This is a genomic window from Paenibacillus sp. FSL H8-0259 (genome assembly GCF_037963255.1).
In the GTDB taxonomy this organism is placed as follows: Bacteria; Bacillota; Bacilli; order Paenibacillales; family Paenibacillaceae; genus Paenibacillus_AQ; species Paenibacillus_AQ phytohabitans.
The window spans coordinates 21,223-39,176 of sequence record NZ_CP150147.1; the positions used below are offsets into that span (position 1 = coordinate 21,223).

20 protein-coding genes and 1 riboswitch are annotated in these 17,954 nt (G+C 50.1%); of the genes, 19 read left to right on the top strand and 1 reads right to left on the bottom strand.

The genetic code is table 11. The features are described from left to right. The first annotated feature begins 36 nt into the window (after positions 1-36). The 7 genes from NSU01_RS00090 to rsmI all read left to right on the top strand — a co-directional run bounded on the left by NSU01_RS00090 (position 37) and on the right by rsmI (position 4,925). A complete protein-coding gene (locus NSU01_RS00090; RefSeq protein ID WP_036723983.1) occupies positions 37-366 on the top strand; it encodes a cyclic-di-AMP receptor in 330 nt (109 codons plus the stop codon). A gap of 40 nt (positions 367-406) precedes the next feature. Next, positions 407-850, top strand: a complete 444-nt coding sequence (locus tag NSU01_RS00095) for a YaaR family protein (protein WP_039305718.1) — start codon at positions 407-409, stop codon at positions 848-850. Between the two features lie 17 nt (positions 851-867). Further along, positions 868-1,842, top strand: a complete 975-nt coding sequence (gene holB / locus NSU01_RS00100) for a DNA polymerase III subunit delta' (protein ID WP_042132675.1) — start codon at positions 868-870, stop codon at positions 1,840-1,842. Positions 1,843-1,991: 149 nt separating this feature from the next. Continuing rightward, positions 1,992-2,792 (top strand): stage 0 sporulation family protein, encoded by an 801-nt coding sequence (locus NSU01_RS00105; protein ID WP_039305726.1) that lies wholly within the window; start codon positions 1,992-1,994, stop codon positions 2,790-2,792. A gap of 31 nt (positions 2,793-2,823) precedes the next feature. Next, positions 2,824-3,186 (top strand): DNA replication initiation control protein YabA, encoded by a 363-nt coding sequence (gene yabA / locus NSU01_RS00110; protein WP_039305729.1) that lies wholly within the window; start codon positions 2,824-2,826, stop codon positions 3,184-3,186. Positions 3,187-3,246: 60 nt separating this feature from the next. Beyond that, positions 3,247-4,023 (top strand): tRNA1(Val) (adenine(37)-N6)-methyltransferase, encoded by a 777-nt coding sequence (locus tag NSU01_RS00115; RefSeq protein ID WP_076248541.1) that lies wholly within the window; start codon positions 3,247-3,249, stop codon positions 4,021-4,023. After that, on the top strand, positions 4,020-4,925 hold the full coding sequence (gene rsmI, locus NSU01_RS00120; RefSeq protein ID WP_042132677.1) for a 16S rRNA (cytidine(1402)-2'-O)-methyltransferase: 906 nt from the start codon (positions 4,020-4,022) through the stop codon (positions 4,923-4,925). The genes NSU01_RS00115 and rsmI overlap by 4 nt, the downstream gene beginning before the upstream one ends. Positions 4,926-5,851: 926 nt before the next feature. Here rsmI and NSU01_RS00125 read toward each other — a convergent pair. Further along, positions 5,852-6,106, bottom strand: coding sequence for an AbrB/MazE/SpoVT family DNA-binding domain-containing protein (locus NSU01_RS00125; protein WP_019914502.1), 255 nt, complete (start codon positions 6,104-6,106; stop codon positions 5,852-5,854). A gap of 304 nt (positions 6,107-6,410) precedes the next feature. Here NSU01_RS00125 and NSU01_RS00130 point away from each other — a divergent pair, with 304 nt between their 5' ends. From NSU01_RS00130 to glmU, 12 genes are all read left to right on the top strand, one after another. Continuing rightward, on the top strand, positions 6,411-7,694 hold the full coding sequence (locus tag NSU01_RS00130) for an HD domain-containing protein (protein WP_076248543.1): 1,284 nt from the start codon (positions 6,411-6,413) through the stop codon (positions 7,692-7,694). Positions 7,695-7,747: 53 nt separating this feature from the next. Then, complete coding sequence (locus NSU01_RS00135; RefSeq protein WP_039305744.1) at positions 7,748-8,518, top strand: TatD family hydrolase; 771 nt, start codon at positions 7,748-7,750, stop codon at positions 8,516-8,518. Between the two features lie 198 nt (positions 8,519-8,716). After that, positions 8,717-8,946: riboswitch (cyclic di-AMP (ydaO/yuaA leader) on the top strand. A gap of 288 nt (positions 8,947-9,234) precedes the next feature. Continuing rightward, a complete protein-coding gene (locus NSU01_RS00140; RefSeq protein ID WP_076248545.1) occupies positions 9,235-10,395 on the top strand; it encodes a 3D domain-containing protein in 1,161 nt (386 codons plus the stop codon). A gap of 160 nt (positions 10,396-10,555) precedes the next feature. Continuing rightward, on the top strand, positions 10,556-11,107 hold the full coding sequence (gene rnmV, locus NSU01_RS00145; RefSeq protein WP_039305750.1) for a ribonuclease M5: 552 nt from the start codon (positions 10,556-10,558) through the stop codon (positions 11,105-11,107). Beyond that, a complete protein-coding gene (gene rsmA / locus NSU01_RS00150; RefSeq protein WP_042132680.1) occupies positions 11,104-11,988 on the top strand; it encodes a 16S rRNA (adenine(1518)-N(6)/adenine(1519)-N(6))-dimethyltransferase RsmA in 885 nt (294 codons plus the stop codon). The genes rnmV and rsmA overlap by 4 nt, the downstream gene beginning before the upstream one ends. 73 nt (positions 11,989-12,061) lie before the next feature. Next, a complete protein-coding gene (gene yabG / locus NSU01_RS00155) occupies positions 12,062-12,961 on the top strand; it encodes a sporulation peptidase YabG (protein ID WP_042132681.1) in 900 nt (299 codons plus the stop codon). Between the two features lie 226 nt (positions 12,962-13,187). Further along, complete coding sequence (locus NSU01_RS00160) at positions 13,188-13,463, top strand: Veg family protein (protein ID WP_036696386.1); 276 nt, start codon at positions 13,188-13,190, stop codon at positions 13,461-13,463. A 125-nt stretch (positions 13,464-13,588) separates the two neighbouring features. Further along, the gene (locus NSU01_RS00165; RefSeq protein ID WP_039305760.1) at positions 13,589-13,765 is read left to right on the top strand and encodes a small, acid-soluble spore protein, alpha/beta type; all 177 of its coding nucleotides are present in this window, start codon (positions 13,589-13,591) and stop codon (positions 13,763-13,765) included. Positions 13,766-13,941: 176 nt separating this feature from the next. Continuing rightward, entirely contained in the window at positions 13,942-14,796 is an 855-nt protein-coding gene (gene ispE, locus NSU01_RS00170) for a 4-(cytidine 5'-diphospho)-2-C-methyl-D-erythritol kinase (protein WP_042132682.1), read from the top strand. A gap of 170 nt (positions 14,797-14,966) precedes the next feature. Beyond that, entirely contained in the window at positions 14,967-15,794 is an 828-nt protein-coding gene (gene purR / locus NSU01_RS00175) for a pur operon repressor (protein WP_042132683.1), read from the top strand. 209 nt (positions 15,795-16,003) lie between these two features. Continuing rightward, positions 16,004-16,291 carry a septation regulator SpoVG gene (gene spoVG, locus NSU01_RS00180; protein WP_036696395.1) on the top strand — a complete coding sequence of 96 codons (288 nt, stop codon included), beginning with the start codon at positions 16,004-16,006 and terminating at the stop codon, positions 16,289-16,291. Between the two features lie 257 nt (positions 16,292-16,548). Beyond that, positions 16,549-17,949: a bifunctional UDP-N-acetylglucosamine diphosphorylase/glucosamine-1-phosphate N-acetyltransferase GlmU gene (glmU, locus tag NSU01_RS00185; RefSeq protein WP_042132684.1), complete on the top strand. Its 1,401-nt coding sequence runs from the start codon at positions 16,549-16,551 to the stop codon at positions 17,947-17,949. Positions 17,950-17,954 lie beyond the last annotated feature (5 nt).

The window sequence follows — 17,954 nt, forward strand, 5'->3', positions numbered from 1 at the left end:
TCTGTGATTACACAACATGCAGGAGGGGAAACGAAGATGAATTTGATCATTGCAATTATCCAGGACAAGGACAGCAACCGGCTATCCAGTGAACTAGTCAAAGCGAATTTCCGTGCAACCAAGCTGGCCAGTACAGGCGGATTTCTGCGGGCGGGCAACACCACTTTTCTGATTGGGGTAGATGATATTCAGGTTGATGCAGTACTGAGTGTAATCCGCAACAGCTGTAAAGTACGTGAACAATTGGTCACACCTGTAACACCGATGAGTGGTACGACAGATTCATATTTGCCTCTTCCCGTGGAAGTTCAGGTAGGCGGAGCTACAGTATTCGTCCTTCCGGTTGATCGTTTCGAGCATTACTAACGCATAATATAGCAATAAACCATAAGGGCGGTAGATACCTTTGAAGATCAACCCGGGCTACAGGCCCTTAAAAAGTGAATTGTCGACCACGGAAGCTGACCGGCGGCCTGTTCAGCAAAAGAACTTTACCGATGTATTTCAACAGCAAAGTGAGCAAAAAACAATAGATGAACTGAACCGCCAGATTAAAGATATCCAGCAGCAAGGCGACCGGCTATCCAAATCCATGACCGTCCGTGAACTGGCTATCTACCGGAACATGATCAAACGGTTCCTGGAGGAGACCGCCCGCCGCGGAGTGATCCTGAAGGAGACCAAGGGCTGGGACCGGCGCGGCCGGGGCAAACGCTACAAGCTGCTGGATGAAATTGATGCCGCTCTGCTGAATATGGCAGATGATCTGCTGGACAGTGAGCAGGGCCGGATTGATCTGCTCGGACGGGTCGGAGAGATCCGCGGGCTGCTGATTAACCTTTCGTTCTGACAAACTTGGAGGAATATATGTCTTTTCATGATCTATTAGGCCAGGAGGATGCCAAGCGGCTGCTTCAAAATGCCTTACGCAAGGACGCTGTAAGTCATGCTTATCTGTTCACCGGCCCGCCAGGAAGCGGTCAGGTCAGAATGGCTATGACGTTCGCCCAAGCGATATTCTGCACGAAGTGCAAGGATGATGCCTGCGGGGAATGTCTGGAGTGCCGTAAGGTGGAGCATGGCAACCATCCCGATTTATCATTGCTGCGGCCCGACGGGGCGAGTATTAAGATTGACCAGATCCGTGAACTTCAGCGTGTTTTTTCCTACCGCTCGGAAGGAATTAACCCGAAGGTTTATATTATAGAAGGAGCGGACAAAATGACGGTGCAAGCCGCCAACAGTCTGCTGAAATTTCTGGAGGAGCCTCCTGCTCCTGCGGTAGGAATTCTGATCTCTGATAACAGCAGTTCCCTGCTGCCGACGATCCAGTCCAGAACCCAGCGCATTCCCTTTAGCCCGCTGCATCCGGATATTATGCTTCAGGCGCTGTCCAGTGAAGGGGTTCCGGTGCCGCTGGCACGGTGCGCGGTATCACTGACTGCAGGTCTTGACGGCTGCAGGGAACTTTTGGCACAGAATTGGTTTGCAGAAATGAGAAATCTAGTGTTACAATTAGCAAAGGAGTCTTTGGGCAAAGGCAGCTCCGCAGTAGCAACTGCAGGGCAGAAGGTGTTCAAGACCGGGCTTGGTGAACATTTGGATATTCTATTCAGCATGTTTCACTTATGGTTCAAAGATATGCTCTACTTCCTGTACCGAAAGCACGAAAGTATCGTTTTCATAGATCAGTTAGACTTCATTTCCAAGGCTGCCCGTCAGCGGAGTACGGAACAATGGGTGGCTTACATGGAATTTGCGGTGGAGAGCAAGCGCAGGCTCCGCTCCAATACCAATACCCAGTTGTGTTTGGAGCAGTTCTTAATCCGGTTAGAAAGTTAACAGGCCGGGTTATTTATGATAAATCCTCCGGATAAACGCTTCAGCACCTGGAAGTACGGGTTTAACGGATGAGGAAGGACAAGCATGAATCATCTGGGAAGCAGGCTTGCTTAAGGATTCCTTTTACCGGCAAACAAGGGGGTTAATTTTTGTACAGCGTAGTAGGTGTCCGCTTCAAAAAAGCGGGTAAAATATATTATTTTGATCCACTTGATTTCCCGATTGAGCGCGATCAATGCGTTATTGTTGAGACAGCAAGAGGGGTCGAATACGGTAAGGTTGTCGTTGGCAAAAAAGAGGTGCAGGAAGCAGACGTTGTACTGCCGCTCAAGAAGGTCATGCGTATTGCCGGTGAAACCGACGCCCGTGTGGTCGAAGAGAACAAAGGTGCTGCAAAGGACGCTTTTACCACCTGTTTAAATAAAATCCGCGATCATGGCCTCAAAATGAAGCTCGTGGATGTGGAATTTACGTTTGACCGTAATAAGATCATTTTTTATTTCACTGCCGAGGGCCGCGTGGATTTCCGCGAACTGGTTAAGGACCTGGCAAGTATTTTCCGAACCCGCATCGAGCTCCGGCAAATTGGTGTGCGTGATGAAGCCAAGATGCTTGGCGGACTTGGACCTTGCGGACGGGTGCTCTGCTGCTCCTCCTGGCTGGGTGATTTCGAGCCGGTGTCCATCAAGATGGCCAAGGACCAGAATCTCTCGCTGAACCCGACCAAAATCTCGGGATTATGCGGACGGCTGATGTGTTGTCTGAAGTTTGAGCATGATAATTATGAGAGCACGAAGGAAGAAATGCCGGCGGTAGGCAAAATCGTCGTAACCTCACTGGGTGACGGCAAAGTAGTAGGTATCAATGCCGGAAGCCGCACGGTTCATGTGCAGTTGTTTGAAGTGGGCAAAGTTAAAGAACTTCCAATGGATGATGTTGTCGTCAAGTAAACCATTATAAGGTTACTTTCGGGGTGGAAACTTGGAGAAGAAAAATATATTTGCACACATGCAGGAGATGGAAGCGCAGATGGATGAAATGCGCGCCACTCTAGGAGATTGGAAACAGACGGTTAAAGAGCTGATGGAAGCAAATCAGAAGCTTAGTCTGGAGAATGAGCAGCTACGTATCATATTGAAAAGGGAAGCCCCTCTGGATAAGGCCGCGCTTTCTGCTGAGGCGGAGGCTATACTGGCTGCCGAAGGCAAAGAAGAGGTTGTCGGAGAAGGTTACGATAACCTGGCCAGACTGTACCATGAAGGTTTCCACATCTGCAATGTCTATTTCGGGCATTTGCGGACGGAAGGCGATTGTCTGTTCTGCCTTTCTTTTCTTAATAAATGAGGATATCCAGCCGTAGGAGATTTTCGCCTACGGTTTTTTTTGAATTTGGAGGAATGTACAATGACCAATTCGTTTAACGATACCCCGGTGCCCTTGCATAGTGCAGAGCGGATCGATGACTTGCTAACCCATGATCTGCGGATTATCCAGAGTGACGAAGTATTCAGCTTCTCGATGGATGCTGTGCTGCTGGCCCGGTTCGCCAGTATACCGCCGCGCGGAAGAGTACTTGATCTATGCACCGGCAACGGGGTTATCCCTATGCTGCTGACCACGCGTACCAAAGCTTCTATTGAAGGGATAGAAATTCAGCCCCGTCTTGCCGACATGGCCCGGCGCAGTGTAGCCTTGAACAGGCTGGAGGAGCGGGTGCTGATCCATGAAGGTGATTTGCGGGAGCTGCATAATACCGTAAGGTATGGTGTATATGATGCAATAACGGTTAATCCCCCTTATATGCCGCTTAACGGGAGCGACCTGAAGCTGAATTCACATCAGGCCATGGCCCGTCATGAAATTGGCTGTACGCTGGAGGAGGTCATTCAGGCCTGTGTCCGGCTGGTCCGCACTGGAGGCAAAGTCAGTATGGTACATAAGCCGCAGCGTCTGGTGGATATCATCAGTCTAATGCGTAAGCACCGGCTGGAGCCGAAGCTGATCCGCTTTGTACATCCCCGTGCGCATCTGGAGGCGAATATGGTACTGATTGAAGCGGCGCGCGACGGGAAGCCGGAGGTGCGTTTACAACCGCCTTTAATCGTATATAATGAGGACAATCAATACTGCCCTGAGATAATGGATATTTATTATGGGAACAAAGAGGATAACAGCCAATGACGATAACCTGCCAAAGCAGCTTTCAAAATAACAATGACGGAGCAAAGCCCGAAGGATGCGGCTGTCTGTATCTGGTGGCTACTCCGATCGGCAATCTGGAAGATATGACGTACCGCGCGGTGCGCACGCTGAAGGAATGCGATATTATTGCCGCAGAGGATACAAGACAGACGCGTAAATTACTGAGCCATTTTGAAATTACACCCTCCATGCTGTTCAGTTACCATGAGCATAATAAGGCGGCAAGCGGACCTGAATTGATACGCTATATAATAGAAGGTAAAAATTTAGCCCTTGTCAGCGATGCCGGCCTGCCGGCGATTTCAGACCCTGGAGCGGACCTGGTAGCACTGGCTGTAAGTCATCAAATTCCGGTCATTCCGATTCCCGGAGCTAACGCGGCGCTGTCAGCTTTGATTGCTTCCGGATTACCTACCGCCAGCTTCACATTTATCGGTTTTCTGCCTAGAGAGCGCAAGGATATCCGGGCCGTTCTGGCACCTCTCCGTGCTGCTCAAGGCACACTGCTCTTCTATGAGTCACCACATCGTGTCGCTAAGACGCTGGTCCATTTGCAGGAAGCCTTCGGCAACCGCCGGGTTACATTAGCCCGTGAGCTGACCAAACGGTATGAGGAGTTTCTTCGCGGTACGATTGAAGAATGCTGTGCCTGGCTGGAGGAGCATCCTCCGCTTGGTGAGTACGTAATTGTGCTTGAGGGAGAGAGCAAAGAAGAGGCGGAGCTCGCCGAGTCTTCCTGGTGGCGGGAGCTGAGCATCGAAGCTCATGTTGCCCATTATGAAACCTCAGGCTTGACGCGCAAAGACGCGATGAAAAAAGCGGCCTCTGACCGTGGCTTGGCCAAGCGCGATATTTATAATGCGCTGCTGGAGCGGGAATAAGGGGATAGCGTAACTGATCACGATTATTGCGAGTTAAGCATCTGTTAGATAAACTCCGAAATCGCTCAGAAGATTAGAATGTTTGATGAAATAATTGTATTCTGTACACTTATTTGGAGATAATTATTCCTTATATTAGATATAAGTGTAGTTTATACATTTATATTTATGGAAAAAGGATAATTTAGAGGATATGTATGGATATAATTGTATGAAATACAACTAAATTAATCAGATACTCACTTTGGTATTAAATAACTGCACAGAATGCAGTTATCCAGTTTTTCCAAGACCAATTATCCAATATTGCACCTAAACATTTTCCAGTATCAACTGGCTGCACCAATGTTAACGCCACTCTGACAGATAGCGATTCCCGCAGGGAGAGCGTGCCGCAGCACGAAAGTAACATGAAGGCAAATAACCAGTACGCACCAAAGTTGCTAATCGGCTCTGACTTAAAGCGATTCCCGCAGGGAGAGCGGTTCCACTGCTAGCGTCACCTAAGAGCGAAGCCGCACAACCGCCGCAAGAGCGAAGCGTGCGGCGAAACACTGCGCATGGCAAGGCCCTGAGGACGCACCTTCAGGGAGTCCGAAAAGGGCCGGTCCACCGCCGAACATGACTTCCTTCCGCCCCATCTGCACAGTTAACCAAGCTTCCGGGTGTCCAGAGGGCCGGGGCCCTTGGGGGCCTCCCTATAGGGAGGGTTTGGGAGGGTAAGAAGAAGTTAAGGATTATGATCTAAGGGTTATGATCTAAGGGGTATGAATTTAATAGTTAATGTTTAAATAGGGTAAAGGGGTATCCGGGGAAAGTCCCCAAAAAAAGTGCAAAAAAATACCTCCCGCGCTAACGGGAGGCCAAGGAGATATAAAAAGGTTAGAATTAACAATTTGATTAGTTCCTATTATAACCTATTTGGTTTAGTTTGTCACAGGGGTAGGGATAGCAGAAATACATTCATGACAAACAATTTTACCTTTGAAATAGGTTACATTCTCAGCATTACCGCAGAAAATGCAGGCAGGCTCATATTTCTTAAGCATGATCCGCTCACCGTCCACGTAAATTTCGAGCGCATCTTTTTCTCCAATACCCAGTGTGCGGCGCAATTCAATTGGAATAACGACCCGTCCAAGCTCATCTACCTTACGTACAATTCCTGTTGATTTCATCATTACAATCGTTGCTCCTCTCAATTATCAAAAGCGTCAATATTCGACATTGTTCACTGTTTTATGATATTTATAATACCAACCATTCCCAAAACAGTCAACCTTTTTTGAGGCGAATTTTAAGGAAACTTTGAAGGAAACATTCATACCGCCATTGGTTAGGCATATATCCCAAAAAGAACCTCGAAAATATTTGTCGATTTGTAAATTGCTAAATTGTCATAATTCGACAAAGTACGACAATATTTATTATTATAACTGTAATTCCCCCCTATTTCTATGGATATTATTCAAAGGAGTTGATCTCATGAAGCAACCGCTGACAGAAGAGAAGGTATTTAAAGATCCGGTTCATAACTACATTCACGTCCAGGACACCATTATCTGGCGTCTGATTAACACCAAGGAGTTCCAGCGTCTGCGGCGCATCCGCCAGCTCGGTACCTCTTATCTGACTTTCCATGGCGCAGAACACAGCCGGTTTTCCCATTCGCTTGGTGTTTATGAAATTACCCGGCGGATTATATCGCAGTTTGAACGGAGCGGATATAAGGATTGGATGCCTGAGGAGAGTCTGCTTACCCTGTGTGCGGCGCTGCTGCATGATTTGGGACATGGCCCGTTTTCCCATTCTATAGAAGAAGCTTTTGAAATGGATCATGAGGACTGGACCTGCCGGATCATTCTGGAGGATACAGAAATCACCGCTATTCTGCGTGATGTAGCTGAGGATTTCCCCAATAAAGTAGCCTCTGTGATCTCCAAAACGTATGAGCATGAAATTGTTGTCAATTTGGTGTCGGGGCCGCTGGATGCGGACCGGATGGATTATCTTTTGCGTGATGCCTATTATACAGGGGTAAATTACGGAACCATTGACATTGACCGGATTCTGCGGATGCTGCGCCCCTATGACGGCCGGGTAGTTGTTAAAGAATCCGGGATGCATGCGATTGAGGATTACCTGATGTCACGTTATCAGATGTACTGGCAGGTCTATTTCCATCCGGTAACACGCAGCTCGGAAATTATTCTGCGCCAGATTCTCCGCAGAGCCAAGGAGCTGGTGCAGGAGGAGTATGGTTTCCGGTTCATGATTGAGCCGCTAAGTGATTTGTTCCGCGGGGATGTAACGGTGGAGCAGTACCTGCTGCTGGACGAGGCTTTGATGCAGACAGCCTTCATGCAGTGGACGCTGGAGAAAGATGAAATTTTAAGCGACTTGTGCAGCCGGTTTATTCATCGTAAACTGTATAAATATGTGGAGATGGAGCATCTGGATACAGAGACAATTGACGAAATCCGCCGCAGCTTTGCCGGTGCCGGACTGCGTGCTGATTATGATCTGGAAATTGATTTTCCGACAGATCTTCCTTATGATGTATTCCGTCCGGGGGATGCTTTTGACAGCAAACAGATTCTGCTTCTGGACCGTCATGATAAGCTACGGGAGATATCAGAGGTATCGGATATTGTACGCTCAATCAGCGGGATTCACCGAGGCAGATACCATCTCTATTTCCCGCAGGACAGGCTGCAGAAAGCCCTTCCACAGCTGCCGCCCTCCATCGCAGATATTTTTGCAAAATAACCTAAAATACTTGTAATTCATCATAGAAATCAAGGCGGAAAGGATGAAATATAATGCAGTTATTCGACACACATACCCATCTGGATGCTCCGCAATTCGACGAGGACCGCGAGGAGGTAATCGCCCGGGCGCTGGAGTCCGGAGTCAGTAAAATGATCAATATCGGCTTCAACCGGGAGACGATTCCGACAACGATGGAGCTCGCAGAGAAATATGATTATATTTATGCAGCGGTGGGCTGGCATCCACAGGATGCATTCAGTATGAAGGAGGGCGACCTCGAATGGATCGCTTCGCTTTGCAGTCATCCCAAGGTAGTGGCCATCGGTGAGATCGGACTTGACTATTATTGGGACACCTCTCCTAAGGATGTGCAGCATGAGGTATTCCGCAAGCAAATTGGCCTGGCTCGTGAACTGAAGATGCCAATCTGTATCCATAACCGCGATGCCCACGAGGATGTAATCCGGATTCTGCGGGAGGAAAAAGCGGGTGAGGTTGGAGGCGTGATGCATTCGTTCTCCGGCAGCTGGGAAAGCGCCAAAATGTGTCTGGATCTCGGCTTCCATTTGTCCTTCGGCGGACCGATTACGTTTAAGAATGCAAGGGTGCCCAAAGAGGTGCTCGCCCAGACTCCGCTGGACCGGCTGCTGATCGAAACGGACTCCCCATATTTGACTCCACACCCCTTCCGCGGCAAGCGGAATGAGACCGCACATGTAAGACTGGTAGCGGAGGCAGCTGCGGCAATAAAAGGGATTGATTTACAGGAATTGGCTGAAATTACGTATGCGAACGCACTGGAACGATTTGGGATTGTCTGAAAACGGGAGAAAAAGCGGTGAAAAATGAAGTATAGCCGATATATTAAACTTTTATAGTCTAAAAACGGCTGAATATTACAATATTTTAATCATTTTTTTACGTAAACGTGGTTGAATCGTCCTTTACAACATGCATCAAAACAGGATATCATCTTTTCAGTGCAGTGAGCTGTTGTTACTGTGACAGTCACTATTTCATGGATCGTCTCGCTGAGTCTCCGTATGGAGAACGGGGGAACCAATAAATGCCCTGCCGCATGCCCGTACATAGAGTACAACACAGAATTGCCGCAGAATTTATTTGATTTCTTCACGTGGTCTTTGGGGTGAATTTGAGGGCAACCGCCGTGAGCGGGTGACCTGAGATAGGGCGTCTCTCTTATGCCCGAACCCGACAGCTAACCCCGTAAGCGCAAGTAAGAGAGGAAACCTCGTGCATAAACATTCCCGCGTATTCGACACCGGAGAAGCCACGAAAGAGTCCTCTGTGAACTCTTTTTTGGGCTTTTTTTTGTTTTGAATAATGCGGATGTTCCCGGCATACTGTTATATAACAGATATCCGGAGTAGCTATGCCGAGCAGGCGATCCATGAGCAGGAAACGCTGGAGCAATGCGGGCGTATCCTGTTGCAATCTCAAACCTAGTTTCGTCAGAAATGATGCAGTCACCTTGATATAACTTGGACGACGGGGCTATGTAAGGAGGATGGAGAGAGTGGGCGTATTCCAACCAGAGGTATCCCATGATTCGCAATCATCCAGCAGGTCTTTCGCATTACGGTTGAAGCAAGTGAATCCTCGCGTACTTTCACTTGCAGGTGTGATATCGATTGTTATCGCACTGTTAATTCTGCTGTACGTACACGGTCAGAGTAATAAAGAAATTATTTTAGTTATAGACGGACAGGTACAGACACTGGAGACGCGGGAAGCGCTGGTCAGTGATGTGCTGGCAAAGGAACAAATTTCGCTGCAGCCGTATGATGAGCTATCTATTAGCCTTAGTGATGAAATACAAGACGGCGACCGTGTCGTAATCACCCGTGCGCAGAAGCTTATGCTTACTGCAGACGGTGCAACCAAGACCATATACACCACCGAGGATTCGCTCGGAGATGCCATTACCAAGCTGGGTTACAGCCTGGAGGGCAATGACAAGATTTTCCCTTCGCTTGATACCGCAGTCACACCCGACATGGAAGTCAAGATTGTCCGTATTACCAAGCAGACCGTACAGCGGACAGTAAACTTGCCTTTTAAGGTCATCAAAACCGCAGACCCCTCTCTGTATAAGGGAGACGTAAGAGTTGCACAGGCAGGCAAGCCGGGCGCGATCATCCAGCATATCGAGAAGATATATCAGGATGGGGAGCTAGTCTCCATGAATATGGTCGGCAAGGAAGTTCAGACGGTAACCAAAGATAAGGTTATTGCTGTCGGTACCAAAGCGGTTCCGAAGCCTGTTGTAGCTGCTGCAACTACATCCAAAGCAACAACAACCTCCAAATCATCCAAAGTCAGTGCGAAGAGCAACAACGTCACGAGCAAGGCAGGCGTAGATTTTGAATACAAAAAAATGATCAAAAACGTATCCATGACGGCTTATTCCTCGGAAGAACCGGGAATTGGAACACGCACCGCCTCCGGCACACGCGTAACGGAAGGCCGCACTATTGCAGTGGATCCGAATGTAATACCAATTGGCTGGTGGGTGTACATTGAGGGATTAGGGTTTCGCCGAGCAGAGGATACCGGCGGTGCCATTAAAGGCAACAAGGTGGATGTTTACTACGATTCACTGAGCCATGCCCGTAATTTCGGCCGGAAGTCGCGGACCATCTATGTGATTGGACCTGTGAAGCCGGAGCTTAACTAAGCGGCAAGTCTTTTGCAAATTAGCGGTTTATAAGATATAGTGGGGGTAGCACTTACGGAATTTAGAGAGCTGCCGCTCATCACTTATACATTCTTTAGCCAAAAAGAAGGGGAGCGAATCCTCTTCTTTTTGCGTTTTAGAGTAAGGGAGTAAATTATTTATGATTAAAGAATTAATTGTCGTCGAAGGTAAAAGCGATACCGTGGCCGTTAAGCGGGCCGTAGAAGCGGATACGATTGAAACAGGCGGTTCCGCAGTGGACCGCAAGGTCATTGCGAAGATTACATTAGCCATGGAACGCAGAGGGGTTATCATCCTCACGGATCCCGATCATGCCGGAGAGCGAATTCGCAAAATTGTCTCCTCCAAGGTACCCGGATGCAAGCACGCATTCATTCCGGAGAAGGATGCTACCCGCAAAGGGGATATAGGTGTGGAGAATGCCTCGCCTGAGGCCATCCGCCATGCGCTGGAGCATGTCCACACTTCTTTTGAAGGGGCACCGGCTGTAATCGGGCTGGATGATCTTATGGCCGCAGGTATGATGGTACACGCACAGGCAGCAGAGAGAAGAATGCAGCTTGGCAATCTGCTGGGTATCGGTTATTGCAACGGCAAGCAGCTGTACAAGCGTCTGGCGATGTTCGGTATTACACGCGAAGAGTTCGCGCGCGCTCTCGCCCAAATTGATCAGGGAGGCATTACTTCATGAGCGACACTCTGAATATCTCATCCCCAACTAGAACCAAAGCAATCATACAGCGGTACGGGTTTTCGTTCAAAAAAAGCTTGGGCCAGAACTTTTTGATCGACCAGAATATTCTGGACAAAATTGTCGATGCCGCAGGTCTGGATTCTGCAGCAGGCGCACTGGAGATTGGCCCGGGTATCGGAGCCCTGACGGAAAGGCTGGCGATGACAGCAGGAGCGGTCACAGCGGTGGAGATTGACCGCAGACTGATCCCGATCCTCAGGGATGTCCTGTCACCCTATCCCCATGTAAAGATCCGCAATGATGATGTACTGAAGGTCAACATGCAGGAGCTGTTTGCCGAAGATTTTGCCGGTGTGGACCGGGTTAGCGTAGTAGCCAACCTCCCGTATTATGTGACGACCCCGATTCTCATGAAGCTGCTGGAAGAGAAGCTGCCGCTTGATAACATCGTCGTTATGATCCAGAAGGAAGTTGCCGAACGTATGGCTGCTTCTCCTGGGGGCAAAGAGTACGGAAGTCTTAGTATTGCCGTCCAGTATTACAGCGAGCCCGAGCTGGTCTGCATGGTACCCCGGACAGTGTTCATTCCGCAGCCGAATGTAGAATCAGCCGTCATCCGTCTGAAGGTCAGAGAGCGTCCTCCGGTTGAAGTTGCCGACGAGAAGCATTTCTTCGATGTTGTCCAGGCATCCTTCACCCAGCGGCGCAAGACGATCGCCAATAACCTGAAGGCCCGCTACTTCGCTGAAGAGGGGCGTGAGCGTCTGGAGGCCCTGCTGGCTGAAGCAGGGATAGAGCCGTCCCGCCGCGGAGAGACACTTAGCCTGGAGGAATATGCGCGGCTAAGCGCTGTCCTGCTGGCTGCAGGAATCGTATAATCAGCAGAAAACACTCCGGGTGATGAACCAACCGGGACCTTTGCCCATAACATGGGGTAGAGGTGGTGTTGTAATGAATTTAGGAGACTTGGTCATACGTAAATCTTATGGCGGCGATGTGACTTTCCGGGTAGAGAATATAGTGCAGAATAAAGCCGTCATCAAGGGGACGGAATTCCGGTTGCTGGCGGACTCTCCGCTGGATGATCTGGTGCAGGTGCCTCCTACCCGGATTACAGAGCGGGGGCAGCAGGCGCAGATCAAAGCCATAGAATCCCTGAGCTGGCTGCGCAAAGACCGTCAGGAGCAGAGCCAGCGCAGCGGAGAGAGTGTATCCGGGACCTGGACCCAATCTCCCAAGGAAGCTGCTTACTTTGAAGTGCCGGGTAAGGTGCTGCATTTGGATGGCGATGCGCTTTACCTGAAGAAAAGCCTGAGTCTGTATGAGCAGTTGCGCATACCCGCCGAAGGGCATCATATTCATGAGTCCAAAATGGCGGAGACCTTATACCGGCTGCTGCCCCGTGTGCGTCCGGATATCGTGGTGATTACCGGTCATGACGGAGTACTTAAGCAACAGCAGGGTTATGATCTCTACAGCTTGAGCAGCTACAAAAATTCACAGAATTTTGTTGCGGCTATCCAGGTTGCCCGGGAGTATGAGCGGAATTTCGACGCCCTGACGATTGTTGCAGGGGCCTGCCAGTCGCATTTCGAGGCGCTGCTGGGCACAGGGGCGAATTTCGCCAGCTCACCGGGAAGAATACTCATTCATGCCCTGGACCCCGTCTATATTGCGGCCAAGGCTTCATTCACATCGATCCGCGATACGGTCAATTTGAGCGATGTATTGAACCATACCATCAGCGGCAACCAGGGAATGGGTGGAATTGAGACCCGCGGGAGCTTCCGTATCGGGATGCCCCGGCTGCAGAATCTTGCTACCCTGAAGGTGGCGCCTTCGGTGCTGTAGCGGCGGATATAGAGAAGGAAGGATAAGCGATCCGGCTTATCCTTCCTTTTTTCATGGGCAGATTTGCGTTCAGCATTACCGATAACAAGGCGCTTAAGCCGGGACTACTTGCTTCTAAAAAAATTCCGTTGACAACTATTTTAGCATCATCTATAATTATTTATTTGCTTTGACAATGATTGTGAAAAGTTGTATAATGGACAAGGAAAGAGGTGGTCGTCAGGCAATGGCTAATAACGCGCTGTTGGAAATCAAACGCAGTCTCGAAGCTCACGTCGGTCATAAGATCACGTTGCGGGCTAACGGTGGTCGTCGCAAGACCGTTGAACGTACCGGTGTCCTGGAAGAAACGTACCCTTCTGTATTTATTGTCAAACTGGATCAGGAGCAGCAAACCTTCAAGCGAGTCTCCTATAGCTATGCCGATATCCTTACTGAATCTGTGGAAATCACAGTTACCGAAGACGATGGGCAGATGCGGATTATGTATATTAAAGCTTAGCGTCACGGACAGTCTCCCTGCAGGGGGGCTGTTTTTTGTTTTTCCGCTGCATGACCTGTGCCCCTTGGCCGCATACTACATAAGCAGTAGCTCATCATCCAATAGCATACAGGGAGGAATCCGTAATGAGCCGCAGAAGACGGGGCATGATGTCGGAGGAACTGAAGACAGAGCTGGCCAAGGAGCTTGGATTTTATGAAACGGTAGAGCAGGAAGGCTGGGGCGGAATCCGGGCAGTTGACGCCGGGAACATGGTCAAGAGAGCGATTCAGCTGGCTGAACAGGCTGCACGGAAATCGTAACGCCGTAAAGCTGGGGTCTGCAGTTGTAACCTGGGTATCGCCTGCTGGCGGTACCTTTTTCCAAATACGGGGGTCCGGAGAAGCTTACTCAACTTTTGTTAATGGACTTCACTGCCAGTTTCTCATATAATATGTTAAGTTGTTTTTACGGGAAAAGCTGAGGGTGGGTGAACGCCTTGAAAATGTATGAGAAAGCGCCGGCCAAGATTAATTTGATGCTGGATGTGCTGCATAAGCGCGCTGACGGATTTCATGAAGTGGAAATGATTATGACTATGGTCGATCTGGCCGACCGTCTGGAGCTCTCCGAGCTGAAGCGTGATTCCATTATTATCTCTAGCCAGGCCGGGTATATTCCGCTGGACGAGAAGAATCTGGCCTTCCAGGCCGCAAGACTGATTAAAGACCGCTATAACGTGAGAAGCGGTGTACATATTCACTTGGACAAAAGAATTCCGGTCGCTGCCGGCCTTGCCGGCGGCAGCAGTGACGCCGCGGCTACGCTGCGCGGCCTGAACCGGCTCTGGCGCCTCGGGATCCCGGCGCAGGAGCTGCAGGAACTGGGCGCCGAGCTGGGCTCGGACGTCCCGTTCTGCGTCACAGGAGGCACTGCCCTGGCTACGGGCAGGGGAGAACGGCTGACGCAAATAGCGAGTCCGCCGCAATGCTGGGTCGTCCTGGCCAAGCCGCCGATTAATGTATCGACGGCTGAGGTGTACGGACGCGTACGCGCGAATAACATCGCGGTTCATCCGTCCGCACTCCGGATGCAGCAGGCGATTGAAGCCGGCGATTTCTCGGCGGTCTGCGCGGGCCTGGGCAATGTGCTGGAGGATGTGACCTTGAAGCTGCACCCGGAGGTACAGCAGCTCAAGGAAGCGATGATGAAGCTGGGGGCAGACGGGGTGCTGATGTCCGGCAGCGGACCGACAGTATTCGGCCTGGTATCGAAGCAGTCCAAGGTAGCAAGAATCTATAACGGGCTCCGCGGATTCTGCAAGGAAGTCTATGCCGTGCGTTCGCTGAGCTGAGCCGGAAGGCACACAGAAACGGTTAGCGCTGCTCCAGTCAGCTTAACCGTTTCTTCTTGAGCGAAGCACAAGTCAACTCCAAAAGGACGGTATAACCGTTTTCGCTTGTGTAAATCCGTACAAAAATGATATTATTCATAATAATATTCGGTTTTGGCGAGGAGCATTCCGTGAAGAAACTTAAACGAAGCCAGCGATTGGTTGATATGACCCAATTTTTACTTGAGAAGCCGCATGATCTGCTGCCGCTCTCGACCTTCGCAGAGCGGTACGGTGCAGCGAAGTCATCGGTCAGTGAAGATCTGGCTATTATAAAAGAGGTATTTGAAGGTGAGGGCATGGGCGAACTGCAAACCCTGGCGGGTGCTGCAGGCGGAGTCAGGTATATTCCGCGGATGCCGATGGACATGGCCCTTGCTTTCGTGAACCGTCTGTGCGGGCAGCTGGAGCAGAGTGACCGGATTCTGCCCGGCGGGTATTTGTACATGTCCGATCTGCTGGGACTGCCGTCCCTGATGGAGCAGGCCGGTAAGATTATTGCTACGGCTTTTTACGGAGTAGAGATTGATGTTGTGATGACGGTGGAGACCAAGGGGATTCCGCTGGCTTATGCGACGGCTGCGCAGCTTGGGCTGCCTGTAGTACTGGTGCGCCGCGACCATCAGGTGACCGAGGGTTCGGCGGTAAGCATTAACTATGTCTCGGGTTCGCACAAGAGCATACATACGATGTCGCTGTCCAGACGGGCACTGCGTGAGAAATCCCGGGTGCTGATCGTGGATGACTTCATGAAGGCGGGCGGTACCGTACGCGGGATGGTTGATCTGCTGGGTGAGTTCAATGCTGAGGTCGCCGGTGTAGGCGTACTTGTAGAATCTGGAGCGGTGGAGAAGGAAGAACGCCTGCTGCATGATTACGTATCGCTCGTAAAGCTTACTGAGGTAGATTCCAAGGTGCGGCGCATTTCCGCGTATCCCGGCAACTATTTCCCCTCCTGAGGGAGCTGGATTTCCAAGATTAAAAACCCGTGCATAATGTCGAAACCGTGAGGAATCTTAAGATAACAGCACGAAATGTGTCGAAATCAATGGTTCTGCAAAAATAATCTTCTTTATCAGGTATTTTATGGAATGAAAAAGAAGGAATTCGCTTTGCTGTGTGGAATTATACACCAAGTCTCTGATGGAAAAAGGTGGTGAACACACACATGCAAATTACGGATGTCAGACTCCGCCGCGTCAACTCTGAGGGGAGAATGAAAGCAATCGCATCCATTACAATCGATAACGAGTTTGTTGTTCATGACATACGCGTCATCGATGGTAATAACGGGATGTTCGTTGCAATGCCCAGCAAGCGTACACCTGACGGTGAATTCCGCGATATCGCTCACCCGATTTCTTCGGGAACGCGCGAAAAGATTCAATCTGCGGTTCTGGCCGAGTACGAACGCGCCGCTACGGAAGAAGAAGAAGTCATTGAAGAGGGAGCTTAAGCTGTGAAGCGCTGACTCTCAAGGATTGCTGCCCTCCCGGGCGGCGTAAAGCCATGCCGTTTTTTTAAGATAAGACTTTTTATGTTTTGGGGCCCCCGCAAAGTACCTGGGTCAGCCTCGAAGCCAAAGCCCCACTTTGTGGGGGGATTTTATTGGGGTTCGAAGAAAAGGGAACCATGCCTTCATGGTTCTCTTTTCTTTTTGCCCGGAATGAGATATATTCAGTAGTGAGTTCAAGAAGTAGGAGGTTGGCATTCTTGAAAAGAATGGCTGTTGTACTTGCTGCAGGCCAAGGCAAGCGCATGAAATCTAAATTATACAAAGTGCTGCACCCCGTCTGCGGCAAACCGATGGTAGGGCACGTGCTTGATACAGTAAAGGCGACCGGATGCGAGCGTACAGTCGTCGTCGTAGGTCACGGCGCTGAGAAAGTTAAAGCTTATGTAGGCGACAGTGCCGAATATGTGCTGCAGGATATCCAGCTTGGAACCGGGCATGCCGTCAAACAAGCCAAAGATCTGCTTGGCGGCGAAGAAGGAACTACGATCGTAATCTGCGGGGATACTCCGCTGGTAATGACCGAGACGCTGGAAGGGCTGATGGCGCTGCATGAAGCGCAGAAAGCTGCCGCAACCGTCCTCACCGCTGTTATGGAGCAGCCTGCCGGATATGGACGGATTATCCGTGGCGAAGACGGCGGAGTGCAGAGGATTGTAGAACAGAAGGACTGCACAGAGAGCGAAGCCGCTGTCAGCGAAATCAATACAGGAACTTATTGTTTTGATAACGTTAAGCTATTTGCCGCTCTGGAGAAGGTAACCAATACCAATAACCAGCAGGAATATTATTTGACTGATGTTATCGGTATACTCCGGGCACAGGGAGATATCGTTCTTGGATATCAGGCCCATGATGCTGCAGAGTCTATTGGTGTGAATGACCGCCTGGCATTGTCCGAAGCGGAAGGCTATATGCGTGAGCGTATCAACCGCGGGCATATGCTGAACGGCGTAACTTTAATCGATCCTGCCTCTACCTATATTGGAGCGGATGTTGTCATTGGAGCAGACACTGTGCTGTATCCGGGCACTGTGCTCAAAGGCAAGACGGTAATCGGCGAAGATTGTGTGATCGGACCTGCGAGCGAAATTGAAGACTGCGTGATTATGGACGGTGCTGTAGTGAAGCACTCCGTACTGAGTCAGGCTGAGGTCGGCGCACGGGCTTCCGTTGGGCCTTTTGCGTATTTGCGTCCGGGTGCCGTGCTTGGCGAAGAGGTCAAGATCGGCGATTTCGTGGAGATCAAGAATGCTACAATCGGTGACGGCTCCAAAGTGTCCCATTTAAGCTATGTCGGTGATGCCGAGGTCGGTAAGAATGTGAATATCGGCTGTGGTGCCATCACTGTTAACTATGATGGCTACAATAAGTCGAGAACAGAAATCGGGGATGATGCCTTTATCGGCAGCAATGTGAACCTTGTAGCTCCGGTAACTGTGGGCAAAGGCGCATTCGTTGTAGCGGGGTCAACCATCACTCGTTCTGTTCCGGAGAATGATCTGGCTGTTGCCAGAGTAAGGCAGGAGAATAAGCCGGGTTATGCGGATAAGATCCGCTCCCGTGCCAAAGCGAAGAAAGACCAGTCGAGTCCATCGTAAAGCGC

What these genes read in the sequence shown, in the direction of transcription:
- NSU01_RS00130 (WP_076248543.1), top strand. Translation starts at nt 6,411, where the DNA reads ATGAAGCAACCGCTGACAGAAGAGAAGGTATTTAAAGATCCGGTTCAT.
- spoVG (WP_036696395.1), top strand. Translation starts at nt 16,004, where the DNA reads ATGCAAATTACGGATGTCAGACTCCGCCGCGTCAACTCTGAGGGGAGA.
- NSU01_RS00135 (WP_039305744.1), top strand. Translation starts at nt 7,748, where the DNA reads ATGCAGTTATTCGACACACATACCCATCTGGATGCTCCGCAATTCGAC.
- rsmA (WP_042132680.1), top strand. Translation starts at nt 11,104, where the DNA reads ATGAGCGACACTCTGAATATCTCATCCCCAACTAGAACCAAAGCAATC.
- NSU01_RS00165 (WP_039305760.1), top strand. Translation starts at nt 13,589, where the DNA reads ATGAGCCGCAGAAGACGGGGCATGATGTCGGAGGAACTGAAGACAGAG.
- holB (WP_042132675.1), top strand. Translation starts at nt 868, where the DNA reads ATGTCTTTTCATGATCTATTAGGCCAGGAGGATGCCAAGCGGCTGCTT.
- rnmV (WP_039305750.1), top strand. Translation starts at nt 10,556, where the DNA reads ATGATTAAAGAATTAATTGTCGTCGAAGGTAAAAGCGATACCGTGGCC.
- yabG (WP_042132681.1), top strand. Translation starts at nt 12,062, where the DNA reads ATGAATTTAGGAGACTTGGTCATACGTAAATCTTATGGCGGCGATGTG.
- NSU01_RS00160 (WP_036696386.1), top strand. Translation starts at nt 13,188, where the DNA reads ATGGCTAATAACGCGCTGTTGGAAATCAAACGCAGTCTCGAAGCTCAC.
- NSU01_RS00115 (WP_076248541.1), top strand. Translation starts at nt 3,247, where the DNA reads ATGACCAATTCGTTTAACGATACCCCGGTGCCCTTGCATAGTGCAGAG.
- rsmI (WP_042132677.1), top strand. Translation starts at nt 4,020, where the DNA reads ATGACGATAACCTGCCAAAGCAGCTTTCAAAATAACAATGACGGAGCA.
- NSU01_RS00090 (WP_036723983.1), top strand. Translation starts at nt 37, where the DNA reads ATGAATTTGATCATTGCAATTATCCAGGACAAGGACAGCAACCGGCTA.
- NSU01_RS00125 (WP_019914502.1), bottom strand. Translation starts at nt 6,106, where the DNA reads ATGATGAAATCAACAGGAATTGTACGTAAGGTAGATGAGCTTGGACGG.